Annotated in this window: 12 protein-coding genes; 7 read left to right on the top strand and 5 right to left on the bottom strand. The window is 68.2% G+C overall.

Annotated features, from left to right (window positions below; all coding sequences use genetic code 11):
* Positions 1–33: 33 nt before the first annotated feature.
* From tdh to Q333_RS0110205, 3 genes are all read right to left on the bottom strand, one after another.
* Positions 34–1,086, bottom strand: a complete 1,053-nt coding sequence (gene tdh, locus Q333_RS0110215; protein ID WP_035294176.1) for an L-threonine 3-dehydrogenase — start codon at positions 1,084–1,086, stop codon at positions 34–36.
* Entirely contained in the window at positions 1,083–2,279 is a 1,197-nt protein-coding gene (locus tag Q333_RS0110210; RefSeq protein ID WP_029416737.1) for a glycine C-acetyltransferase, read from the bottom strand. Before Q333_RS0110210 ends, tdh begins: the two co-directional genes overlap by 4 nt.
* Before the next feature lie 415 nt (positions 2,280–2,694).
* Entirely contained in the window at positions 2,695–4,671 is a 1,977-nt protein-coding gene (locus Q333_RS0110205; protein ID WP_084175979.1) for a DEAD/DEAH box helicase, read from the bottom strand.
* Positions 4,672–4,853: 182 nt separating this feature from the next.
* Here Q333_RS0110205 and Q333_RS0110200 point away from each other — a divergent pair, with 182 nt between their 5' ends.
* Entirely contained in the window at positions 4,854–7,226 is a 2,373-nt protein-coding gene (locus tag Q333_RS0110200; protein WP_029416733.1) for a caspase family protein, read from the top strand.
* A gap of 7 nt (positions 7,227–7,233) precedes the next feature.
* On the opposite strand, the gene Q333_RS0110195 is transcribed toward Q333_RS0110200, so the two are convergent.
* The gene (locus Q333_RS0110195; protein ID WP_029416732.1) at positions 7,234–8,589 is read right to left on the bottom strand and encodes a sigma-54-dependent transcriptional regulator; all 1,356 of its coding nucleotides are present in this window, start codon (positions 8,587–8,589) and stop codon (positions 7,234–7,236) included.
* On the bottom strand, positions 8,586–10,415 hold the full coding sequence (locus Q333_RS0110190; RefSeq protein ID WP_035294173.1) for a sensor histidine kinase: 1,830 nt from the start codon (positions 10,413–10,415) through the stop codon (positions 8,586–8,588). The genes Q333_RS0110195 and Q333_RS0110190 overlap by 4 nt, the downstream gene beginning before the upstream one ends.
* 214 nt (positions 10,416–10,629) lie before the next feature.
* Between Q333_RS0110190 and Q333_RS0110185 the strand changes: the two genes are divergently transcribed.
* The 6 genes from Q333_RS0110185 (at position 10,630) to Q333_RS0110160 (ending at position 20,023) form a co-directional block, all read left to right on the top strand.
* Positions 10,630–11,988, top strand: a complete 1,359-nt coding sequence (locus Q333_RS0110185; protein WP_029416728.1) for a dicarboxylate/amino acid:cation symporter — start codon at positions 10,630–10,632, stop codon at positions 11,986–11,988.
* Positions 11,989–12,028: 40 nt separating this feature from the next.
* Positions 12,029–15,151: a TonB-dependent receptor domain-containing protein gene (locus Q333_RS0110180; RefSeq protein ID WP_029416726.1), complete on the top strand. Its 3,123-nt coding sequence runs from the start codon at positions 12,029–12,031 to the stop codon at positions 15,149–15,151.
* Between the two features lie 35 nt (positions 15,152–15,186).
* On the top strand, positions 15,187–16,473 hold the full coding sequence (locus tag Q333_RS0110175; RefSeq protein ID WP_051651249.1) for an alpha/beta hydrolase family protein: 1,287 nt from the start codon (positions 15,187–15,189) through the stop codon (positions 16,471–16,473).
* Between the two features lie 603 nt (positions 16,474–17,076).
* Positions 17,077–19,374: a methyl-accepting chemotaxis protein gene (locus tag Q333_RS0110170; protein ID WP_084175976.1), complete on the top strand. Its 2,298-nt coding sequence runs from the start codon at positions 17,077–17,079 to the stop codon at positions 19,372–19,374.
* Positions 19,374–19,661, top strand: coding sequence for an STAS domain-containing protein (locus Q333_RS17020; protein ID WP_051651248.1), 288 nt, complete (start codon positions 19,374–19,376; stop codon positions 19,659–19,661). The genes Q333_RS0110170 and Q333_RS17020 overlap by 1 nt, the downstream gene beginning before the upstream one ends.
* On the top strand, positions 19,658–20,023 hold the full coding sequence (locus tag Q333_RS0110160) for a response regulator (protein WP_029416721.1): 366 nt from the start codon (positions 19,658–19,660) through the stop codon (positions 20,021–20,023). Before Q333_RS17020 ends, Q333_RS0110160 begins: the two co-directional genes overlap by 4 nt.
* Positions 20,024–20,029 lie beyond the last annotated feature (6 nt).

Raw genomic sequence — 20,029 nt, 5'->3', positions numbered from 1 at the left:
CGGGGATCATGGGTATGCCGTCAAGACTTCGGCCTACGCAGCCTTGTCCCAGTCCAGAACGACCTTGCCCGACTGGCCCGAGCGCATGGCCTCGAAGCCTTCGGCATAGCGGTCGTACGGCAGGGTGTGGGTGATGAGCGGCGTCAGGTCGAGCCCGGCCTTGAGCAGGCCCAGCATCTTGCGCCAGGTCGTGAACATCTCGCGACCGTAGACGCCCTTGATCGTCAGGGCCTTCAGGATGATCGCGCCCCAGTCGGTCTCCATCGGCTTGGACGGAATGCCGAGCAGGGCGAGCCCGCCGCCCATGATTAGGGTGTCGACGCACTGCTTGAAGGCGAGGGGCGAGCCGGACATCTCAAGCGCCACGTCGAAGCCGACCTTGAGGCCCAGCTCCTTCATGACGTCGTGCAGGTCTTCGCGAGTGGTGTTCACGCAGCGCACGCCCGGCGCGACCTTCTGGGCCAGCTCCAGGCGGAAGTCGTTGATGTCGGTGAGCACAACGGTGCGGGCGCCGGCGTGACGCGCGACGGCGGCGGCCATCATGCCGATGGGACCGGCGCCGGTGACCAGCACGTCCTCGCCGAGCAGATCGAACTGCTGGGCCGTGTGGACGGCGTTGCCGAAGGGGTCGAGGATGGAGCCGATCTCATAGGGCACGTCCTCGGGCAGCTCGATGACGTTGAAGGCCGGGGCCACGACGTATTCGGCGAAGCCCCCCTGGCGGTTCACGCCGATGCCGCGCGTGGCGGGGTCGAGGTGGAAGTGGCCCGCGCGGGCGGCCTCGGAGTTCAGGTCGATGACGTGGCCCTCGACCGAGACGCGCTGGCCGACTTTCAGCCGGCGATCCACGTCCTTGCCGATGTGGACGATGTCGCCACTGAACTCATGGCCCGTGATCATGGGGACGGGGACGTTCTTCTGGGACCACTCGTCCCAGTTCCAGATGTGGATGTCGGTGCCGCAGACGGCGGCGCGGCGGACCTTGATGAGGACGTCCTCGGGGCCGGGCGTGGGCACCGGGGCCTCGATCAGGTCGAGGCCGACCTCGGGCCGCATCTTGGCCAGGGCCTTCATGGTGGTGGTCATGCGATAACTCCCAATTCCTTGCCGGCCGTCGTGAACGCCGCGACCGCTTGATCAATGTGTTCGAAGGTGTGCGCCGCCGACATCTGGGTGCGGATGCGGGCCTGGCCGCGCGGCACGACGGGGAACGAAAAGCCGATGACGTAGACGCCGAGCTCCAGCATGCGGGCGGCGAAGTCCTGGGCCAGTTTGGCGTCACCCAGCATGACCGGGACGATCGGGTGCTGGCCCGGCAGGAGGTTGAACCCCGCCGCCTGCATGGCCCCCCGGAACCGCTCGGCGTTGGCGAACAGCTGGGTCCGTAAGCGCTCGCCTTCGGAGCCCTGCGCGATGCGGATGGCCTCCAGACTGGCGCCGCAGACGGACGGAGCCAGCGCATTGGAGAACAGGTAGGGCCGGGCGCGCTGCTTCAGCAGTTCGACCACGGGCCTGGTCGCGCAGATGAAGCCGCCCATGGCGCCGCCCAGCGCCTTGCCGAAGGTGCCGGTGACGAAGTCCACCTTGACCCCGCAGTGGGCGTAGGAGCCCCGACCCTGCGGCCCCAGGAAACCCGTCGCGTGGCAGTCGTCGACCATGATCAGGGCGTCGTAGCGGTCGGCCAGCGTGCGGATTTCATCCAGCTTGGCGATGTAGCCGTCCATCGAGAAGGCGCCATCCGTGGCGATGATGATGTCGCGCGCGCCATCCGCCCGGGCCTGCTTCAGCTGGGTCTCCAGGTCCGCCATGTCGGAGGTGGCGTAGCGGTAGCGCTTGGCCTTGCACAGCCGCACGCCGTCGATGATCGAGGCGTGGTTCAGGCTGTCCGACACGATGGCGTCCTCAGGCCCGAACAGGGGCTCGAACAGGCCGCCGTTGGCGTCGAAGGCGGCGGCGAACAGGATGGCGTCCTCAAAGCCGAGGTAGTCGGCGATGGCGCGTTCCAGCTCCTTGTGGATCTCCAGCGTCCCGCAGATGAAACGGACCGAGGCCGTGCCGCCGCCCCAGCGTTCGGTCGCCGCATTGGCGGCGTCGACGATGCGCTGATCACCGCCGAGGCCGAGGTAGTTGTTGGCGCAGAAGTTCAGGACCCGACGCCCACCGACCTCGATGACCGGGCCCTGGCGGGACTGGATGACCCGCTCGGGCTTGGTCAGGCCCTGGTCGGCGATGTCGGTCAGTTCGCCGGCGACGCGGGAATGAAAGGCGGCGGTGCTCATGGGTCGGGGGAGTAGGCGGTTTCGGAGCGGGATTCCAGCGGGGCGTTGGGCGTGCGTCATCGCTCTCCGCCGTTAACGGGTGGGTACGGCGGACGGAGCAGCCGAGCCTTCGCCAGGTTCCTGCATGAGGTGGTGTTTCGGCGAAAGGAAGCTGTGTCGCACGGCGGGCTGATCGGAAGTGGACGGCCCAGGGTTGTTCCCGGGTCACGGGCCGCAGATCAACGGCCCTGTTAGAGCCCCGCCGCTAGCAATGCTTCCGGCGGTGGGGCCGCGCCCTACACCGTCTGCAGATCCAGTTTCGCCCCGTCTACGGACCTCCGGGCCACCTCTTCTAGGATCGCAAGCGATCCGTCGTCGACCCGCAGGGGAAGAAGGGACAATGATGCGAACCAGCCGGGGAAGCTCTAAGGGTTTGTCAGCCCCGCGCCTTCTTGCCCTTGAAGGTCTTCGGGCCCGGCTTGGGCTTGCCGGTCCAGGGGCGGTCGCCGGCGGCGGAGGCGGGCTTGGGCGTCCAGGGCTTCTTGGCGAACTTGGGCTTGTCGACCCAGGGCTTCTTGCCCTCGGGGACGGGGGCGTCCTTGGTGCGCTTGACCCACTTGGGCCTGGCCTCGTCCGAGGTGGGCGCGGCGGCGGCCTCGGACGGGCGGGGCGTCCAGGGCTTCTTCGAGGGCGGGCCGTCGGCGCGGGGCGAGCGCGGGGCGCGGGCGGGGCGGTCGCCGTCGTCGCGGCGGGGCTTGTCGAAGCGGCGCAGCGACTTCTCGCCGGGCCCGGGGGCGACGGCGTCCGACACGGTCACGCCGTCCTCGGTGGACGCGGCGACGGCCGCGCGGAACTTGGCCTCGGCGGACCGGGTGATCTCGAACTTGGTCTCGCGCTCGAAGATCTTGATGGAGCCGACGTCGGGCTTGGTGACGTGGCCCAGGCGGCAGATGGTCGGCAACAGCCACTTGGGATCGGCGTTCTTGTCGCGGCCGATATTGATGCGGAACCAGACCATGTCGCCGCCGCGCGCGAAGTCCGTCAGGGGACCGTCGCGCTGGCCGCGCTCGTTCACGCCGGACGATTGGGCGCGCTTCATGCGCTCGTCGTCATAGACGTCTTCTGGCGACGGCAGCTTCCGGCGATAGAGGCGAATGAGGGAGGCGGCGATCTGCTCGGGCGTCGAACGCTCCAGCAGCTGCCGGCCCAGGGCCAGGGCCTCCTCGTCCTCGACCGGGGCGGTCAGGGCTGGGTCGGCGAGCAGGCGTTCGCGGTCCTTTTCCAGGATCATTTCGGCGGTGGGCGGGCCCTGCCATTCGGCCTTGATGGCGGCCGACTGGAGCATGAGCTCGACCTTGCGACGGCGCGTGTAGCTGACCATCAGGACCGAGACGCCCTTCTTGCCCGCGCGGCCGGTACGGCCAGAACGGTGAAGGAGCGTGGCCTTGTTGACCGGGATTTCGGCGTGGATGACGAGGCCGAGGTAGGGCAGGTCCAGCCCCCGCGCGGCGACGTCGGTCGCCACGCAGACGCGGGCGTGGCCGTCGCGCAAGGCTTGCAAAGCCTCGGAGCGGGCGCCCTGCGTCAGTTCGCCGGATAGGCCGACGACGGAGAAGCCGCGCTCGCGCAAGCTGGAAGTCAGGTGCTTCACGCGCTCGCGGGTGTTGGCGAAGACGAGGGCGCCGGGGGCCTCGAACCAGCGCAGCACATTGACGACGCCCAGCTCGACCTCATTGGGGGCGACGCGGATGCAGCGGTATTCGATGTCGCCGTGGGGCGCGTTCTTCTGCGTCGTATCGATGCGGATGGCGTCGCGCTGATAGGTGCGGGCCAGGTCGACGATGTCGCGGGCCAGGGTCGCGGAAAAAAGCAGGGTGCGGCGTTCGGCCGGGGCGGCGTCGAGGATGAAGGTCAAGTCCTCGGAGAAGCCCATGTCGAGCATCTCGTCGGCCTCGTCGAGCACGACGGCCTTGAGCTGGGACAGGTCGAGCGCGCCGCGTTCGAGGTGGTCCTTGAGGCGGCCGGGCGTGCCGACGACGATGGCGGCGCCGCGTTCCAGCACGCGACGCTCGGCGCGGGGGTCCATGCCGCCGACGCAGGTGGCGATGCGGGCCCCGGCCTTGCCGTAGAGCCACTCCAGTTCCTTCGAGACCTGCAGCGCCAGTTCGCGGGTGGGGGCGATGATCAGGGCGCCGGGCGCGCCGTTGTCCTCGATGCGGTCGGCGTCGCCGAGCAGGGTGGTGGCGAGCGCCAGGCCGAAGGCGACGGTCTTGCCCGAGCCGGTCTGGGCACTGACCAGCAGGTCGCGGCCTTCCTCGGCCTCCAGCACGGCGGACTGGACGGGGGTTGGCTCGTCATAGCCGCGTTCGGAGAGCGCGCGGTCGAGCGCGGGATGGCTGGCGGGGAAGGGCATGGGGGTCTCGTAGGGCGCGTGCGTCGAAAAAGCGAGCGGCGCGAAAATCAGGGCCGGAGCCTATGCGCCGCGATCAAGGCCGAAATGGGGGTGAGGCGCCGGAATCTGACCGGCGTTCGCCGACCCGGTGACAGACGCCGTGCGCCCATGCATTGTCGCGTCGTCTTTCGGGGGAGAGTCGCATGCGCAAGGTCCTGTTTTCCACCGCGCTTTCGCTGTCACTGGCGGTATCGCCGCTGATAACGACCGGAGCGATGGCCCAGCAACTGAGGCCGGGCGGCCAGGTGCAGGGCGAGCTGGCGCGCGGCGACGACCGGCTGGATTCTGGCGAGTTCATGGACGTCTATGAGGTCCAGGGCCGCGCAGGCGAGACCCTGAGGGCCACCATGAGATCCGATGAGTTTGACACCTATCTGATGATCCGAGGGCCGGGCGGGTTCTCGGAGGACAACGACGACGCTGAGGGCGACGGGACCAACTCGGCGCTGGACGTGCGGCTGCCGACGAACGGGACCTATCGGGTCAGCGCGACCAGCTATGAGCCCGGCGAGAGCGGGCGCTATGTGCTGCGGCTGGACGCGGCGGGGCCGGGCGGCGAGGCGCAATATCGTCGCGGTCAGGACAATGCGGGCGGCGGGACGCTGCGGCTCGACGCGACCTCTGGCGGCGTTCTGGCCCAGGGCGACCGGCGGCTGAACAGCGGGGAGTTCACCGACGACTGGAGCCTGCCGGTCCGGCGTGGCGAGACCTATACGGTGCGGCTCTCGTCCGCCGACTTCGACACCTATCTGATGCTGCGCGGCGGCGGGCTGTCGGAGGACAACGACGATGACACCGGTCAGCGGGGGACGACCAACAGCGCCCTGACGTTCACGGCGACGGCCGACGGCGAGGTCGACATCGCCGCGACCAGCTTCGAGCCGGGCGAGGTCGGGCGCTACCAGATCGTAGTCGAGCGCGGCGGCACGGCGGCGCGGGCCGATCAGGGACGGCGGCCACAGTCGGACTATCGACCCTCGAACCGCGAAGCGGACGGGGTGATCCAGGTCGGTCAGACCGTCAGCGGGGCCCTGGCGCGGGGCGATCGGCGGCTGGAGAGCGGGGAATACATCAACACCTGGACCCTGCGCGGACGACGCGGTCAGACGGTCGATCTGCGGCTGACGTCGTCGGCCTTCGACCCCTACTTGGCAATCCGGGGGCCGGGCGGGCTGTCGGACTTCAACGACGACGATCCGGACGGCGACGGTTCGTTCAACAGCCGCCTGGTCGTGACGCTTCCGGCCGACGGCGACTATGAGGTGACGGCCACCAGCTATGCGCCGGGCGAGGAGGGGGCCTATCGCCTGGCGGCGGTGGCCGCGGACGGTCGTGCCTCGACCAGCCGGCCCGGCCAGCAGTCCTATGTCGAGGACGACCGCGGACGACAGAGCGCGACGGGCGGATCGATCCAGCTGGGCCAGACCGTCGGCGGCTCGCTCCAGGCCGGGGACGACCAGCTGTCGAGCGGCGAATACGCCGACAGCTTCACCTTCGTCGGTAGGCGCGGGCAAAGAGTGGCGGCGGAGCTGACGTCGTCTGCGTTCGACGCCTATCTAATCCTGCGCACGCCGGGCGGGGAGCAGATCGACAACGACGACGGCGAGACAGGCACCGACAGCCGCATCGACACCGTTCTGGCCGAGGACGGCGAGTATGAGGTGCAGGTGACCTCCTATGCGCCCGGCGAGACGGGGTCCTATCGCTTCAGCGTGGCCCCATCGATGGGAACGGCGCGGCAGGCGGCGGTGCCGGGCGGGGCGCGGGTCCATGCCATCATGGTCGGCATTTCGGACTATGGCGGGGTGGCGAACGACCTGTCCTACACCGACGAGGACGCCGAGAAGCTGGCCGAGACGCTGGAGCGCGGCGGGGTGCTGGCGCCGGAGAGCGTGGTCCTGACCAATGCGGAAGCCACGGTCGCGGGCGTGCGTCGGGCCTTTGCGCAGGTAGCGCGCGAGGCCGGTCCGGACGACATGTTCCTGTTCTTCTTCTCCGGCCACGGGGCCCAGGAGGCGGGTGGGCCCAGTGGAGGCGAACCGGACGGCCGCACCGAGACCATCGTCCTGCGCGACGGCGAGATCACCGACGCCGAGATGGCCGAGATGTTCGCCGGGCTGAACACGCGGCTGTCGCTGCTGGTGTTGGACAGCTGCTTCTCGGGCGGATTCGCCAGGAACGTCGTGGACCGGCCGGGGGTGATGGGCCTGTTCAGCTCGGAAGAGGACCTGACCAGCTCGGTCGCCGACAAGTTCGAGGCAGGGGGATATCTTTCCCACTTCCTGCGGGCGGGGCTAGCGGGCGATGGCGACGTGGACGGCGACGGGGCGGTGACGGCTGGCGAGCTGGCCACCTATCTGCGCGCCCAGTTCGTCGCCGAGGTCTCGGGCGTCGAGGCCGAGACGATCGAGGGGCAGCGCAACTACCAGAACCTGGTCATCGACCGGGGCGGGGTGCAGGTGGACGACATAGTGCTGAGGCTGGCGTCCAACGGCTCGGGGCAAGGCGGACTCTAGCGCTCCGTCACTCCGCAGCCTGAGCCCGGTCGCGGTAGTCGGCGGGGCGCAGGCCGTGGCGGGCCAGGCGGTCGTAGAGGGTCTTGCGCGGCAGTTCCAGCTCCTCGCAGACGGCGGCGACAAGGCCGGCGTGGCGCGTCAGGGCGTCATCCATCGCCGCGCGTTCGAAGCGATCCAGTCGCTCTGCAAGGCCGCCTTGGCCGGGGGCGGACTGTGCCGCAGGTTCGATCAGGCCCAGTGCCACCCGTTCGGCGAAGTGGGCCAACTGGCGGACATTGCCGGGCCAGGGGTCCTGCAGGAGAACGTGGCGGACGGCGTCGTCGATGGGGCGGGGAGCCAGGCCGCGCTGGGCCGAGGCCAAGGCGAGGAAGTGGGCGAACAGCAGCGGGATGTCCTCGCGCCGTTCGGCCAGGGGCGGCACCCGCAGCTTCAGCACATTGAGGCGATAGAACAGGTCCTCGCGGAAGCTGCCCTGGGCGACGGCTGAGGCCAGGTCGATCTTGGAGGCGGCGAGGATGCGCAGGTCGAGCGACCGAGGCGCTGGCGCGCCGATGGGCTGGATCTCGCGCTGTTCGATGACGCGCAGCAGGGCGATCTGGGCCGACGACGACAGGCTCTCGACCTCGTCGAGGAACAGGGTGCCGCGATGGCTCTGTTCGACCAGGCCGACGCGACGGCGAAGCGCGCCGGGGAAGGCGCCGGGCTCGCAGCCGAACAGCTCGATCTCGACCAGACCCTCGGGCAGGGCGCCACAGTTGACCGCGACGAAGCGGTGGACGCGGCGGCGGCCGCCGTCGTGCAGCGCGCGGGCCACGACCTCCTTGCCCGCGCCGGTGGGGCCCTCGATGAGGACGTCGGTGTCGGCGTCGGCGACCTGGTCGATGACGGCGCGCAGGCGCTGGATGGCGGGGCTTTCACCGAGCAGGGTCGTCTGGGGACGGGCGGCGGCCATGGCCCGGCTGAGCGCGCGGTTGTCGAGCACGAGGCCGCGCTTTTCGAGCGCACGGCCGAGGCTTTCCCGTAGCCGCGCAAAATCGAACGGCTTGGCGATGAAGTCGTAGGCGCCGTTCCTGAGCGCGGCGACCGCGTCTTCGATGTCGCCGTGGCCGGTCATCATGACGACGGGCAGGTCGGGATCGAGCGCCTGGACTCGGGTCAGCAGGCCGCGTCCGTCGATTCCGGGCATGCGCAGGTCGGTGACGACCATGCCGGCGTAGTTCGACGACAGACCCTTCAGCGCGGCCTCGGCGGAGGCGAAGTCGTGGACATCGAGGTCGTCCAGCCGCAGGCGCTCGGCCAGCGCCAGGCGGAAGTCGTCGTCGTCGTCGACCAGGGTGACGGCGCGGGGGCTGGCGAAGGTCACGGCGCGGCCTCCAGCGTCATGACGAAGGCGGTTCCGTCAGGCGTGGGTCGCAGGGCCAGCTCTCCGCCGAAGCCGGCGACGATGTCGCGGCAGATGACGAGCCCGAGGCCCAGCCCCTGGGTCTTGGTGGTGACGAAGGGGGTGAACAGGGTGGGGGCGACCGACGGGTCGATGCCCGGTCCGTTGTCGGAGACGACGAGTTCGACGCGGTCGCCGGTCCGGGTCGCCTCGATGCGGATGGCGGGGTCGGGTGTCTTGGCCTCGACCAGGGCCTCGAAGGCGTTCTGGATCAGATTGACGATGACCTGCTCCAGCCGGACCGGGTCGGCCATGACGCGAACGTCGGCCAGGCCTGATCGGTGCAGGGCGACGCCGTGGTCGCGCAGGCGGTGGCCGATTAGAAGAAGGGCGCCGTCGACCGCCGTCGCGGGAGAGACCGCCGTGACCGAACGTCCGGCCTTCTTCGAGAAGGCGCGCAGTTCGTCGGTGATGGCGCCGATGCGCTCGGTCAGCCCTGAAACGCGGTCGAGGTTCTTCCGGGCGGCGTCGCCATCGCCCCGGTCCAGGTAGGTGGCGGCGGTTTCCGAATGCATGCGAATGGCGGCGACGGGCTGGTTGATCTCGTGCGCCACCCCGGCGGCGATCTGGCCCAGGGTGGCGAGGCGGCTGGCCTGGACCAGTTCCTCGCGCAGGACCTCGCGGCTGGCCTCAGCGCGGCGGCGTTCGTCGATCTCGCTCTTGAGGCGGCTGTTAGCGTCGCGCAGTTCGGAGGTGCGGTCGTCGATGCGGCGTTCCAGCTCGGCGCGGGCAGCTTCCTCGGCCTGGGCGCGGGCCAGCGCCTGCTGGCGGCGACGCAGCATCAGGCCGGCGGCGACCGCCAGCAGCGTGACCAGAAGCCCGGCGATGGCGCGGGCATTGGCGGTGGCGACGGCGATGGTGCGTTCGACGGGATCGAGCAGGTGCAGAGTCCAGCCGGGGGTGTCGGTCCCGGTTTGCGCCAGCATCCACTCGCCCGCCGCCGGTCCGTCGGGGATACGCACGACCTGACCCGGTGTCCCGATATAGGGCAGGGGATCCAGCGCGCGGCCGCTGAGCGTCTGGTCCTCGAGGATGGCGGCGCGCTCCGCCGGGGTCAGGTCGCGGCTGCGGCGGAAGCGCCAGTCCGGCTCGCTGGTGACCAGCACCACGCCACGGTCGTCGGTGACTAAGGCGGGTTCGCCGGTGCGGCGCCATTCGGCCTCCAGCGCATCGAACTCGACCTTGACCACGACGACGCCGAGGGGGGCGCTCGCGGGGCCGATGCGGCGGGCGAGATAGAGGCCAGGCCGGCCGCTGACGGTGCCGAGCGCGAAGAACTCGGCGTCGCCCTCGGCCAAGGCCCCGGTGAAATAGGGGCGGAAGGCGTAGTTGGAGCCGACGAAGCTGGTCGGCTCGCGCCAGTTGCTGGCGGCGCGGGCCAGGCCGTCTGTGTCGAGCACATAGATGGCGGCGCGCATCTGCACCGCCAGTCCCTCCAGCTTGGCGCTGACGCGGTCGGCGGCGAGGCGCGACGGATCGGCAAGTAGGGCAGCGACGTCGGGGTCTTGGGCGAGGACGACGGGGACCGAGCGTTGCTTTTCAAGCTCGCTGCGCAGGACGGCGGCGTGGAGCGCGGCGTTGGCGTCGGCCTGACGGGTCAGCTCGGCGAGGGCGTCGCGGCGGGCCAGTTCGGCCGCCGCCGTCATGGCGAGCGCCGACACGATCAGCCAGCCCACGACGAGCGCGATCCAGGGACGCGCCGAATGCCGGGCGAGGCGGTCCCAGATCATCGACTGCGAGAGGGCCATGATGTGAACTGTGCGGAAATCCGCACGACTTGGCCAGAGCGGCGTGTGAGAATCCGCCACTCTCCGAGAGTGGCACCAGAAAAACTTTCGACAAATCAATGCGCGGCTTATCCGAGGCGTCGATTTGGAGCGCCGTGAAGCGGGCTACACACTGGCTTCAAAGCGACGTCAGATCGCTGGAGGAAACGACGGCCGCGACGGCGGCGGAGGGTGTATGCATATCGCGTCAGATCACGGCGGAGCGCCGACCGGGCCCAAGGCCTGGTGGAGCCATCTCTATGTCCAGGTGCTGGGCGCCATCCTGCTGGGCGGCGCGATCGGCCATTTCTTCCCGGAGTTCGGCGAGAGCCTGAAGCCGCTGGGCGACGGCTTCATCAAGCTGGTGAAGATGGTCATCGCCCCGGTGATCTTCCTGACCATCGTGGTCGGCATCGCGGGCATGCGTGACATCGGCAAGGTCGGCCGCGTGGCCGCCAAGGCCTTCGCCTATTTCCTCGTGTTCTCGACGCTGGCTTTGATCGTCGGGCTGGTGGTGGCCAATGTGGTCCAGCCGGGGCGTGGGTTGAATATCGATCCGGCCTCGCTGGATGCCGGGGCGGTGTCGCAATACTCAAGCGCGGCGCACGAGACGACGGTGGTCGGCTTCCTGCTGTCGATCATTCCGGACACGGTGGTCAGCGCGTTCTCGACCGGCAACATCCTGCAGGTGCTGTTCGTCTCGGTCCTGTTCGGCCTGGCGCTGGCCATGGTGGGCGAGGCGGGCAAGCCGGTGCTGACCCTGCTGGAATCGGTCTCAACCGCCTTCTTCAAGCTGGTCGCCATCGTTATGAAGGCCGCGCCGATCGGGGCGTTCGGGGCCTTCGCCTTCACCATCGGGGCCTATGGCATCGCCTCGGTGATCAACCTGATCGCGCTGGTGGCGACCTTCTATCTGACGTCGGCGATCTTCGTAGTGGGCATTCTCGGGCTGGTGGCGATCGCCAACGGCTTCTCGATCTTCAAGCTGATCCGCTACCTGAAGGAAGAGCTGCTGCTGGTGCTCGGCACATCCTCGTCGGAAGCGGCCCTGCCCAGCCTGCTGCAGAAGATGGAGCGGGCCGGCGCGTCGAAGTCCGTGGTCGGACTGGTCGTGCCGACGGGCTATTCGTTCAATCTGGACGGCACCAACATCTATATGACGATGGCGGCCCTGTTCATCGCCCAGGCGCTGAACATCGATCTGAGCCTGCAGGACCAGATCCTGCTGCTGCTGGTGGCGATGCTGAGCTCCAAGGGGGCGGCGGGCATCACCGGCGCCGGGTTCATCACACTGGCGGCCACTCTGGCGGTCGTGCCGTCGGTGCCGATCGCGGGCATGGCGCTGATCCTCGGCATCGACCGCTTCATGAGCGAGTGCCGGGCGCTGACCAACTTCATCGGCAACGCCGTGGCGACCCTGGTGGTCGCGCGCTGGGAAGGCGCTCTGGACCGCGAGGCCCTGGCCGCCGCCCTGAACGGCGAGCCCCGGCCGCTGGCCGCGAAAACCGATCCGGCCGCCGGGCCGGGCGACGACCTGGTCCTGGCCAAGGACTGAACCACAAGAAACGACACATCGAGTATGGGAGGACTCAACCATGATCACCATCCGGACGACGCTGCTGGCCACTACAGCCATCACCGGGATGCTGGCGCTCGCGGGGCCGACGTTGGCCCAGAGCGCTGGGCAGACGACCGCCCTTTCGCCTGCCGCCCAGGCCCAGGCCGATCGCACGGCTGAGGGACAGCAGGCCTCGTCGGTCGACGACATCGTGGTCGTCGGCTCCCAGATCCGGGGCGCGGACGTGACGGCCGCCCTGCCCGTGACGGTGCTGAGTGAGGAGCAGATTCTGGCGACCGGCGCGGTGAGTGGTGACGACCTGCTGCGCACCATCCCGCAGATGGGCGATGTTCTGTTCGCGGCCTCCAACAACCCCCAGACCTCGAACGCGGCCCGGGGCGATGTGAACTCGGTGAACCTGCGCTCACTGGGCGTCGGCAACACCCTGGTGCTGCTGAACGGGCGCCGCATCGTGCAGCATCCGACCAGTCAGGGGACGACAGATACCGGGACCGTGCCGGTGCTCAGCTACAATTCCAACGCCATCCCGGTCTCGGGGCTTGAGCGGCTTGAGGTCCTGCTGGACGGGGCGGCCGCCATCTATGGCGCGGACGCGGTGGCAGGGGTGGTCAACACCGTTCTGAGGGACGACTTCGACGGCCTGCGCATGAACGCCCAGTACGGCGGGGCCGAAGGGACGAACCTGCGCGAGTTCAGCCTGGGCGTTTTCGCGGGCAAGGACTTCGAGCGCGGCAACATCTCGGCTTTCGTCGACTACACCGACCGGACCGCGCTACGGGCCGAGGATCAGGTCTTCACCTCGAGCGACAACCTGCGCTTCCTGTTCGCGCTTGACCCTGACTACTCGTCCAGCCTGACGCCGGATGCGCGCAACACGCGCGGGGCATGGGGCAACTTCTCGGTCGTCGGCGCGACGACGGCGATCCGGCGCGGGACGACCAGCCTGACCACCAATGCCGGCTCCTTCCATATCCAGCCGACGGCCTTGACCGGCTGTCTGGTTCCGAACGCCAATGATCCCAACGTCTGCCTGGGCTCCGGCGCGCTGAACTTCAACGGGGTGCAGCGCGATCTGCGCTTCGACACCGCGCCCGGTACTACTGTCCTGCCGGACGTGCAGCGGCTGAACCTGTTCGTCGCCGGGCACTATGACCTGACCGACACGATCACGGCGTTCGGGGAAGTGGGCTACTACACCGCCGACACCCAGCGCATCCAACCGCCCGTCATCAACCTGAACACCCTGACCATCCCGGCGTCCAACTACTGGAACCCGTTCGGGCCGGTGACCTTCGCCGACGGACGCGCTAACCCGAACCGGATTTCGGGGCTGACCAATGTGCCGGTGACGGGCCTGCCGGTGACGCTGGCCACCCAGTACCGCTTCGTCGACGCCGGCTATCAGGGCGTGGACGTGTCGAACTATCAGGCCCGCGCGCTGGCGGGTCTGCGCGGTGAATGGCGTGGCTTCGACTGGGAGACGGCGGTGCTGTACTCCGAGGCCGAGGCCATCGACGAATCCGACGCGGTCAACAGCAATGCGCTGCAGGCGTCGCTCGCCCTGTCGACGCCGGACGCCTACAATCCGTTCAGCGGCGGCTGCGTGAACCAGACCAGCTTTGGAGATTGCACGCCGAGTTCCCAGACGGCGATCGACGCCATCACCTTCCGCCTGCGGCGCGAATCACGCACGACGCTGAGCCAGTTCGACTTCCGCGTCTCGCGCTCTGACCTGTTCTCCCTGCCGGCGGGGGATGTGGGCGTCGCCTTCGGTTTCGAGACGCGGCGCGAGACCCAGCGCGACAACCGGGACGAAAACCTGGACGGCACAATCCCGTTCGTGGATCGGGTGACGGGCGCGACCCAGCTGTCGAACGTCATCGCCGTCAGCCAGAACCCGGACACCCGCGGCGACCGGACCGTCAGCTCGGCCTACGTCGAGTTCGCCGTGCCGGTGATCTCGCCGGAGATGAACATCCCGCTGGTGCGCAGCCTGGACTTCCAGATCGCGGGCCGGGCCGAGACCTATTCGGACTTCGGCGACGTGGCCAAGCCCAAGATCGCCATGGCGTGGGACATCTTCGACGGGCTGCGGGTGCGGGCGTCCTATTCCGAGGGGTTTCGCGCGCCCAACCTGGAACAGGTCAACACCGCCACCTACGGCCGCCTGTCGACCAATCAGGACTACATCCGCTGCGAGGCAGACCTGAGGGCGCGGCGCATCGCCACCTTCGGGGCCTGCTCGCGCTCGATCGGGGCGTCCCTGCTGGTGTCGGGCAACCCGGACCTGAAGCCCGAAGAGAGCACCAACCAGTCCTATGGCATCGTGTTCCAGCCGCAGTTCCTGCCCGAAAGCTGGGGTGACTTCACCCTGACGGTCGATCGCTGGCGCATCCAGCAGACCGACATCGTCGGCCTGTTCGGCGGGCTGAACGCGGTCGTCACCGACTATGCCGAGCGGGTCCAGGGGCGGTCCAACCCGCTGGTGACGCGCGCCGCACCGAACGTGGACGATGTCGCCCTGTTCGCCGGGACCGGCATCGCTCCGGTGGGGCAGATCATCTCGATCAGCGACCGGTTCGTGAACCTGCTGCCGCAGGACGTCGAGGGTCTGGACATCGGCTTCAACTGGCGTCTGCGCAACACGCCGCTCGGCTCGTTCCGGGTCAACATCGATGCGGCAAAGTTGATCAAGTTCGGCCGCGAGCCGGGGCCGCAGGTCGACGCGCTCTATGAGGCCCGCAACGCCGGGATCATCAATGCGGCGACGCCGCTGCCGGAATCCTCGGACCTGATCGCCCAGAACGGTCGGCCGGAGTGGCGGCTGTCGGGCTCGGTGACCTGGAGCCAGGGGCCCTGGCAGGTCGGGGCCTTCACCCAGTACATCTCGGCGGTCGATGAGACCGGCTTCCTGGATGCGGCGGGCAACCCCTGGGAGGTCAGGAGCCAGATCACGGGCAACCTGTACGGCCAATACGAGTGGGACGAGGGCGCGGGCTTCGCGGCCAACACCCGGCTGCGGGTCGGGGCGCGCAACATCACCAACGAAGCCCCGCCGCTGGCCTCGAACGGCTATCTGGGGTCGCTGTATCGTCCCTACGGCCGCTACTGGTACGTCAGCCTGACCAAGGAGTTCTGAGACCTGTGACGGCATTCCGCTGGAGCCTCGACCCGATGACCGTCGTCGTGGCGGCGGCGGGCCTCGCGATCGCCGCGCCGGCCTGGAGCCAGGCGGGCGCGGTGCGGTCCGAGACCTGTCCGACGAGCCTGCCCGAGGGCACCCAGTGCTGGTCGGGGCGGGCCGAGAGCGGGGCGTGGTGGTGGTACGCTCGTCCAGCGGACTGGAACGGCCGGCTGATCGTCCACGCCCATGGCGGGCCGCGCACGGGCGATCCGGAGCGGGGCGATCCGGAAGAGGATCTGGACCGGTTTTCAATGATGGTGGGGCAGGGCTACGCTTGGGCGGGCTCGACCTATCGGCGCGGCGGATACGGCGTGCGCATGGCGGCCGAGGACACCGACCAGCTGCGCGAGATCGTCTGGGCGCGTTGGGGGCGGCCCGAGCGCACTCTGCTGCATGGCCAGTCGTGGGGCGGCAATGTCGCGGCCAAGGCGGCGGAGCTGTATGCGGTCGCGGGCGACGGGACGCGCAATTGGGACGGGGTCCTGCTGACCAGCGGCGTGCTGGGCGGAGGCACGCGAGCCTATGGGTTTCGCGCCGATCTGAGGGCGGTCTACCAGTTCTACTGCCGCAATCATCCGCGGCCCGACGAGGCGCAGTATCCGGTGTGGCAGGGGTTGCCGCAGGGCGGGTCCATGCCGCGCGCCGCGCTGGCGGAGCGGGTCGCGGAGTGTACCGGCGTGGGTCGCCCGGCGGCCGAGCGGACGCCGGAGCAGGCGGGGCGGCTGCGCAACATCCTGTCGGTGACGGGGATTGAGGAGGACCAGCTGGTCGCGCACCTGGCCTGGGCGACGACGCTGTTTCAGGACCTGGTATGGAACCGGCTGGGCGGACGCAATCCGTTCGACAATACCGGGCGGACCTATCGGGGGTCGGAAGACGACCGAGCCCTGAACCAGGGCGTGGAGCGGTTCGCGGCCGATCCGGCAGCGGTCGCGGCTCTCGCTTATGACGCGGACCTCAGCGGCCAGATCGTATTGCCGACGGTGACGATCCACGCGCGATACGACCCCACGGTCTTCGTCGAGCATTCGGCGATGTATGCGCAGACCGTGGCCGAGGCGGGCCGGTCGGACCTGCTGGTCCAGGCTTTCACGACGGAGACGGAACACAGCCGCCTCTCGCCGCCGCAGTATGTAGCGTTGTTGGAGGTCTTGGAAATCTGGCTTGATACCGGCGTGCGCCCCACAACCGCAGACATGGCAGCCCGGTGCGCGGCCGCGGGTGCACGGATGGTTGAGCCCTGCTTCATCGATGCGGCGTTTCGGCCCGGGATCTGACCTCGCGGTCAGCTCAAGGATTTCAGCATCACGGCGAGAGTGATGGGGTTGTGCGTCTAAGGCGGGCGGAACACGCCGTCCACCGAGTGAGCGCGGATTCTGTGCCGATTCGCCTGTGGTTCGGATCTGATGACCATTCCGTCATCTTAGCCTCTTGCGGTCAGGCCCCGTTTACCGTGCCTGGCCCCCAGACCGGGCGTTGCAGAACCTCAGATGCTGGGACAGGGATCGACCAGCCCCGAGCAAGATCTTGTCGACGCCTCACCAAGCCCGCGCGCTATCCGATCGAGCAGTAACTGCATTAGTCAGGCCGCAAGCGCGAGTTGGTTAATGTAAATAGTATACAACCAAAGAACGAATACTCGAGAGCGACCGAGTCCCATCAACGCGCGGGATGGTTTCGGCATAACTTCGTTACTCTTTCTAAACATCTGCAATAGCAATGATCGTCGCTTCAGAACGAATCCGGTATGCAGCGTGATGCAAGGCAAAAGTCCACTAGAACTCCTTGCGGCTTCAAGTGAGCCGAAGAAAAAATCCCTGCCGCCCCAGTCGACCTGAAGAAACCAGCTGTCTCACGGCCGAAGAGATGAAGAGAGCCCCATGCTGAAAAGATTCTTTGCCACCGGTGTCGTCGCCATATCCCTGCTGGTTGTCTTGTTGATCGCGGGGGGTGGCTACGCAGTCTCGCAGATTCGGATCGGCGGACCCGAGTATGCCGACATTATTCGTGACAAGGATCTGGTGGCCGACATTCTGCCGCCCCCGGCCTATGTGGTTGAAGCGAACCTCGAGCTGAGCCAGGCCATGCTCGATCCGACCTATGTCGAGCTGCGCAAGACCCGTCTGGCTGAGTTGAAGCAGCAGTACGACGAGCGCAGCCAGCTTTGGTTGGAAGCGGACCTTCCTGGCGACCTCATCGCCACGTTGTCCGAGAAGGTTGATCCCGGTGCGCAGGAGTTCTGGCGGACGGTCGAGGGAAGCTTCCTGCCGGCCGTGGAGCGGGGTGATCTGGCGGCAGCCGCGTCGGCTTACTCCGTCGCCCAAGCGGCCTATCAACAGCACCGTGAGGGGGTGGACCAGGCTGTCGCCCAGGCCACGGCGCTACAGGCCGCGGACGAGGCTGGCGCTCAGGCGATGGTTCAGATCAGCGGCTGGGCTTTGGTCCTTGGCGCGCTGCTGCTCATCGCGGGGCTCGCGTCGGCAGTCTGGTTCGTCAGTGGCCGCATCCTGTCGCCGATGGTCAAGATGACGGAGGCGATGAAGGTCCTCGCGCGCGGCGAGACCGATATTCAGATCGTGGGCGCCGATCGCAAGGACGAGATCGGTGAGATGGCCCGGTCGCTTGAAGTATTCCGCAAGAACGCAGTCGATCTGGCAGCCGGCTCGGTCAACCTGCTGAATGCCAGCGCAAGGATGGCCGCGGTTGATCGGTCGCAAGCGGTCATCGAGTTCACCCTCGACGGCAAAATTCTGGAAGCCAACAAGAACTTCCTCGACGTGGTCGGCTATTCCCTGGCCGAGATCCAGGGACGCCATCATTCGATGTTTGTCGATCCGGTGTATGCGGCTTCGCCCGAATACGCCGACTTTTGGCGCCGTCTGGCTTCCGGCGAGTTCACGTCGGGCAACTTCACCCGTTACGCCCGCGGCGGTGGGCGTGTGGTTCTCGCAGCCAGCTATAACCCGATAGTCGATCACGACGGCAAGGTTTGCAAGGTCGTCAAGTTCGCCAGCGATATCACGGCCGTCGAGGTCGAGCGCGAACAGCGCGCCGAGGCGGCCCGCGTCGCCGCGGAAATCCAGGGGCGCGTGGTCGAGGAAACGGGAGCCGGTCTGACGGCGCTCGCGGCCGGCAATCTGGCCTATCGCATCGACAGCGATTTCCCCGGCGACTACGCCAAGCTGCGTAGCGACTTCAATGACGCCATGGCCAAGCTGGAAGACGCCATGGGGGTGATCACCACCAACGCCTCGGCCATTCAGAGCGGATCGAGCGAGATCAGCCAGGCGGCCGACGACCTGTCGCGTCGGACAGAGCAGCAGGCGGCCACGCTGGAGCAGACCGCTGCGGCGCTGGACGAAATCACCGCGACGGTGAGGCGTACCGCCGAAGGCGCTCAGCGGGCCAACACGGTCGTCACCGAAGCGCGCGGTGATGCGGAAGCCAGCGGCGTAGTCGTCAACAAGGCGGTCGCCGCCATGGGAGAAATCGAACGGTCCGCCGATCAGATCAGCCAGATCATCGGCGTCATCGACGAAATCGCCTTCCAGACCAACCTGCTCGCCCTCAACGCCGGGGTCGAAGCAGCACGCGCTGGCGACGCCGGTCGCGGCTTCGCCGTCGTCGCGTCCGAAGTCCGGGCCCTGGCCCAGCGTTCGGCCGAAGCGGCCAAGGAGATCAAGGCCCTGATCTCGGCCTCGACCACACAGGTCAAGGACGGTGTCAGCCTGGTGGGACAGACCGGCCAGGCGCTGACGGCAATCGTCGGCCGGGTCAGCGAGATCAACGCGCTGATGGCCGAGATCAACGCTTCGGCCCAGGAGCAGGCCACGGCACTGACCCAGGTCAATACGGCCGTCAATCAGATGGATCAGACGACCCAGCAGAACGCGGCGATGGTCGAGGAGTCGACCGCAGCCAGCCACAGCCTGAACCAGGAAGCGCAGGAACTGGCGCGGCTGGTGAGCCGGTTCCAGATCAGTGGCGTCTCGGCCCGCCCGGTCAGCCCGGCGGTGGCCAGTCCGGCCGCGGCCCGAGCCGCCAAGGCCGCAGCCGCCCCGGTGCACACGGCCCAGACCCGGATCGCTGAGTTCGCCAAGGGCCAGGCTACACCCCGCCGCGCCACCGCCGGCAACACTGCGCTCGCGCAGGCCGCCGATGACTGGGAGGAGTTCTGATGAGCCGGCCGGCGGTCCTGGAACTGCCTGCCCGGCTTGATCCGGCCAGCCTCGAACTCTGCCTCGGCGCACTGAAATCCAAGCGCGGGGCTGCCCTCGACCTTGACGGAGCCTCCGTCGAGCGACTGGGGGGACTTGGGGTGCAGTTGCTCCTCTCGGCGGTTCGCACGTGGCGCGAAGACAGCCAGCCCTTGCGTCTCCTCTCACCCTCGGCGGCCCTGTTGACGGGCCTGAGCCATCTGGGGGTCGAACCCGAAACCCTGCCAATCGCGGATGCCCATCTATGACCAAGGTTGTGCTGACCGTCGACGATTCCCGGACCATGAGGGACATGCTGCGCCTTGCCCTGGCCGAAGCCTCGTTCGAGGTCGTCCAGGCGGTGGATGGCGTCCACGGTCTGGAGGTGCTGAGCCAGACCGAGCCGGACGTGATCATCACCGACATCAATATGCCGAACATGGACGGTTTCGGCTTCATCGAGGCGGTGCGACGTGACGAACGACGCCGGGGCACGCCTATCCTGGTCCTGACCACGGAGAGCGATGCCGCGAAGAAGCAACGCGCCCGGGCTGCCGGCGCGACCGGCTGGATCGTCAAGCCCTTCGACCCCGCAAAACTCGTCGACGCTGTTCGACGTGTTGCCGCCTGACGGAGA

This window comes from Brevundimonas bacteroides DSM 4726 (assembly GCF_000701445.1).
Lineage (GTDB): Bacteria > Pseudomonadota > Alphaproteobacteria > Caulobacterales > Caulobacteraceae > Brevundimonas > Brevundimonas bacteroides.
Note: the sequence above shows the minus strand (reverse complement) of the source record. Positions and strands in the feature narration are given on the sequence as shown.

Excerpts from the sequence above, each read along its gene's own strand:
- tdh (WP_035294176.1), bottom strand. The coding sequence starts at position 1,086 with ATGACCACCACCATGAAGGCCCTGGCCAAGATGCGGCCCGAGGTCGGC.
- Q333_RS0110210 (WP_029416737.1), bottom strand. The coding sequence starts at position 2,279 with ATGAGCACCGCCGCCTTTCATTCCCGCGTCGCCGGCGAACTGACCGAC.
- Q333_RS0110205 (WP_084175979.1), bottom strand. The coding sequence starts at position 4,671 with ATGCCCTTCCCCGCCAGCCATCCCGCGCTCGACCGCGCGCTCTCCGAA.
- Q333_RS0110200 (WP_029416733.1), top strand. The coding sequence starts at position 4,854 with ATGCGCAAGGTCCTGTTTTCCACCGCGCTTTCGCTGTCACTGGCGGTA.
- Q333_RS0110190 (WP_035294173.1), bottom strand. The coding sequence starts at position 10,415 with ATGGCCCTCTCGCAGTCGATGATCTGGGACCGCCTCGCCCGGCATTCG.
- Q333_RS0110185 (WP_029416728.1), top strand. The coding sequence starts at position 10,630 with ATGCATATCGCGTCAGATCACGGCGGAGCGCCGACCGGGCCCAAGGCC.
- Q333_RS0110180 (WP_029416726.1), top strand. The coding sequence starts at position 12,029 with ATGATCACCATCCGGACGACGCTGCTGGCCACTACAGCCATCACCGGG.
- Q333_RS0110175 (WP_051651249.1), top strand. The coding sequence starts at position 15,187 with ATGACCGTCGTCGTGGCGGCGGCGGGCCTCGCGATCGCCGCGCCGGCC.
- Q333_RS0110170 (WP_084175976.1), top strand. The coding sequence starts at position 17,077 with ATGCTGAAAAGATTCTTTGCCACCGGTGTCGTCGCCATATCCCTGCTG.
- Q333_RS17020 (WP_051651248.1), top strand. The coding sequence starts at position 19,374 with ATGAGCCGGCCGGCGGTCCTGGAACTGCCTGCCCGGCTTGATCCGGCC.
- Q333_RS0110160 (WP_029416721.1), top strand. The coding sequence starts at position 19,658 with ATGACCAAGGTTGTGCTGACCGTCGACGATTCCCGGACCATGAGGGAC.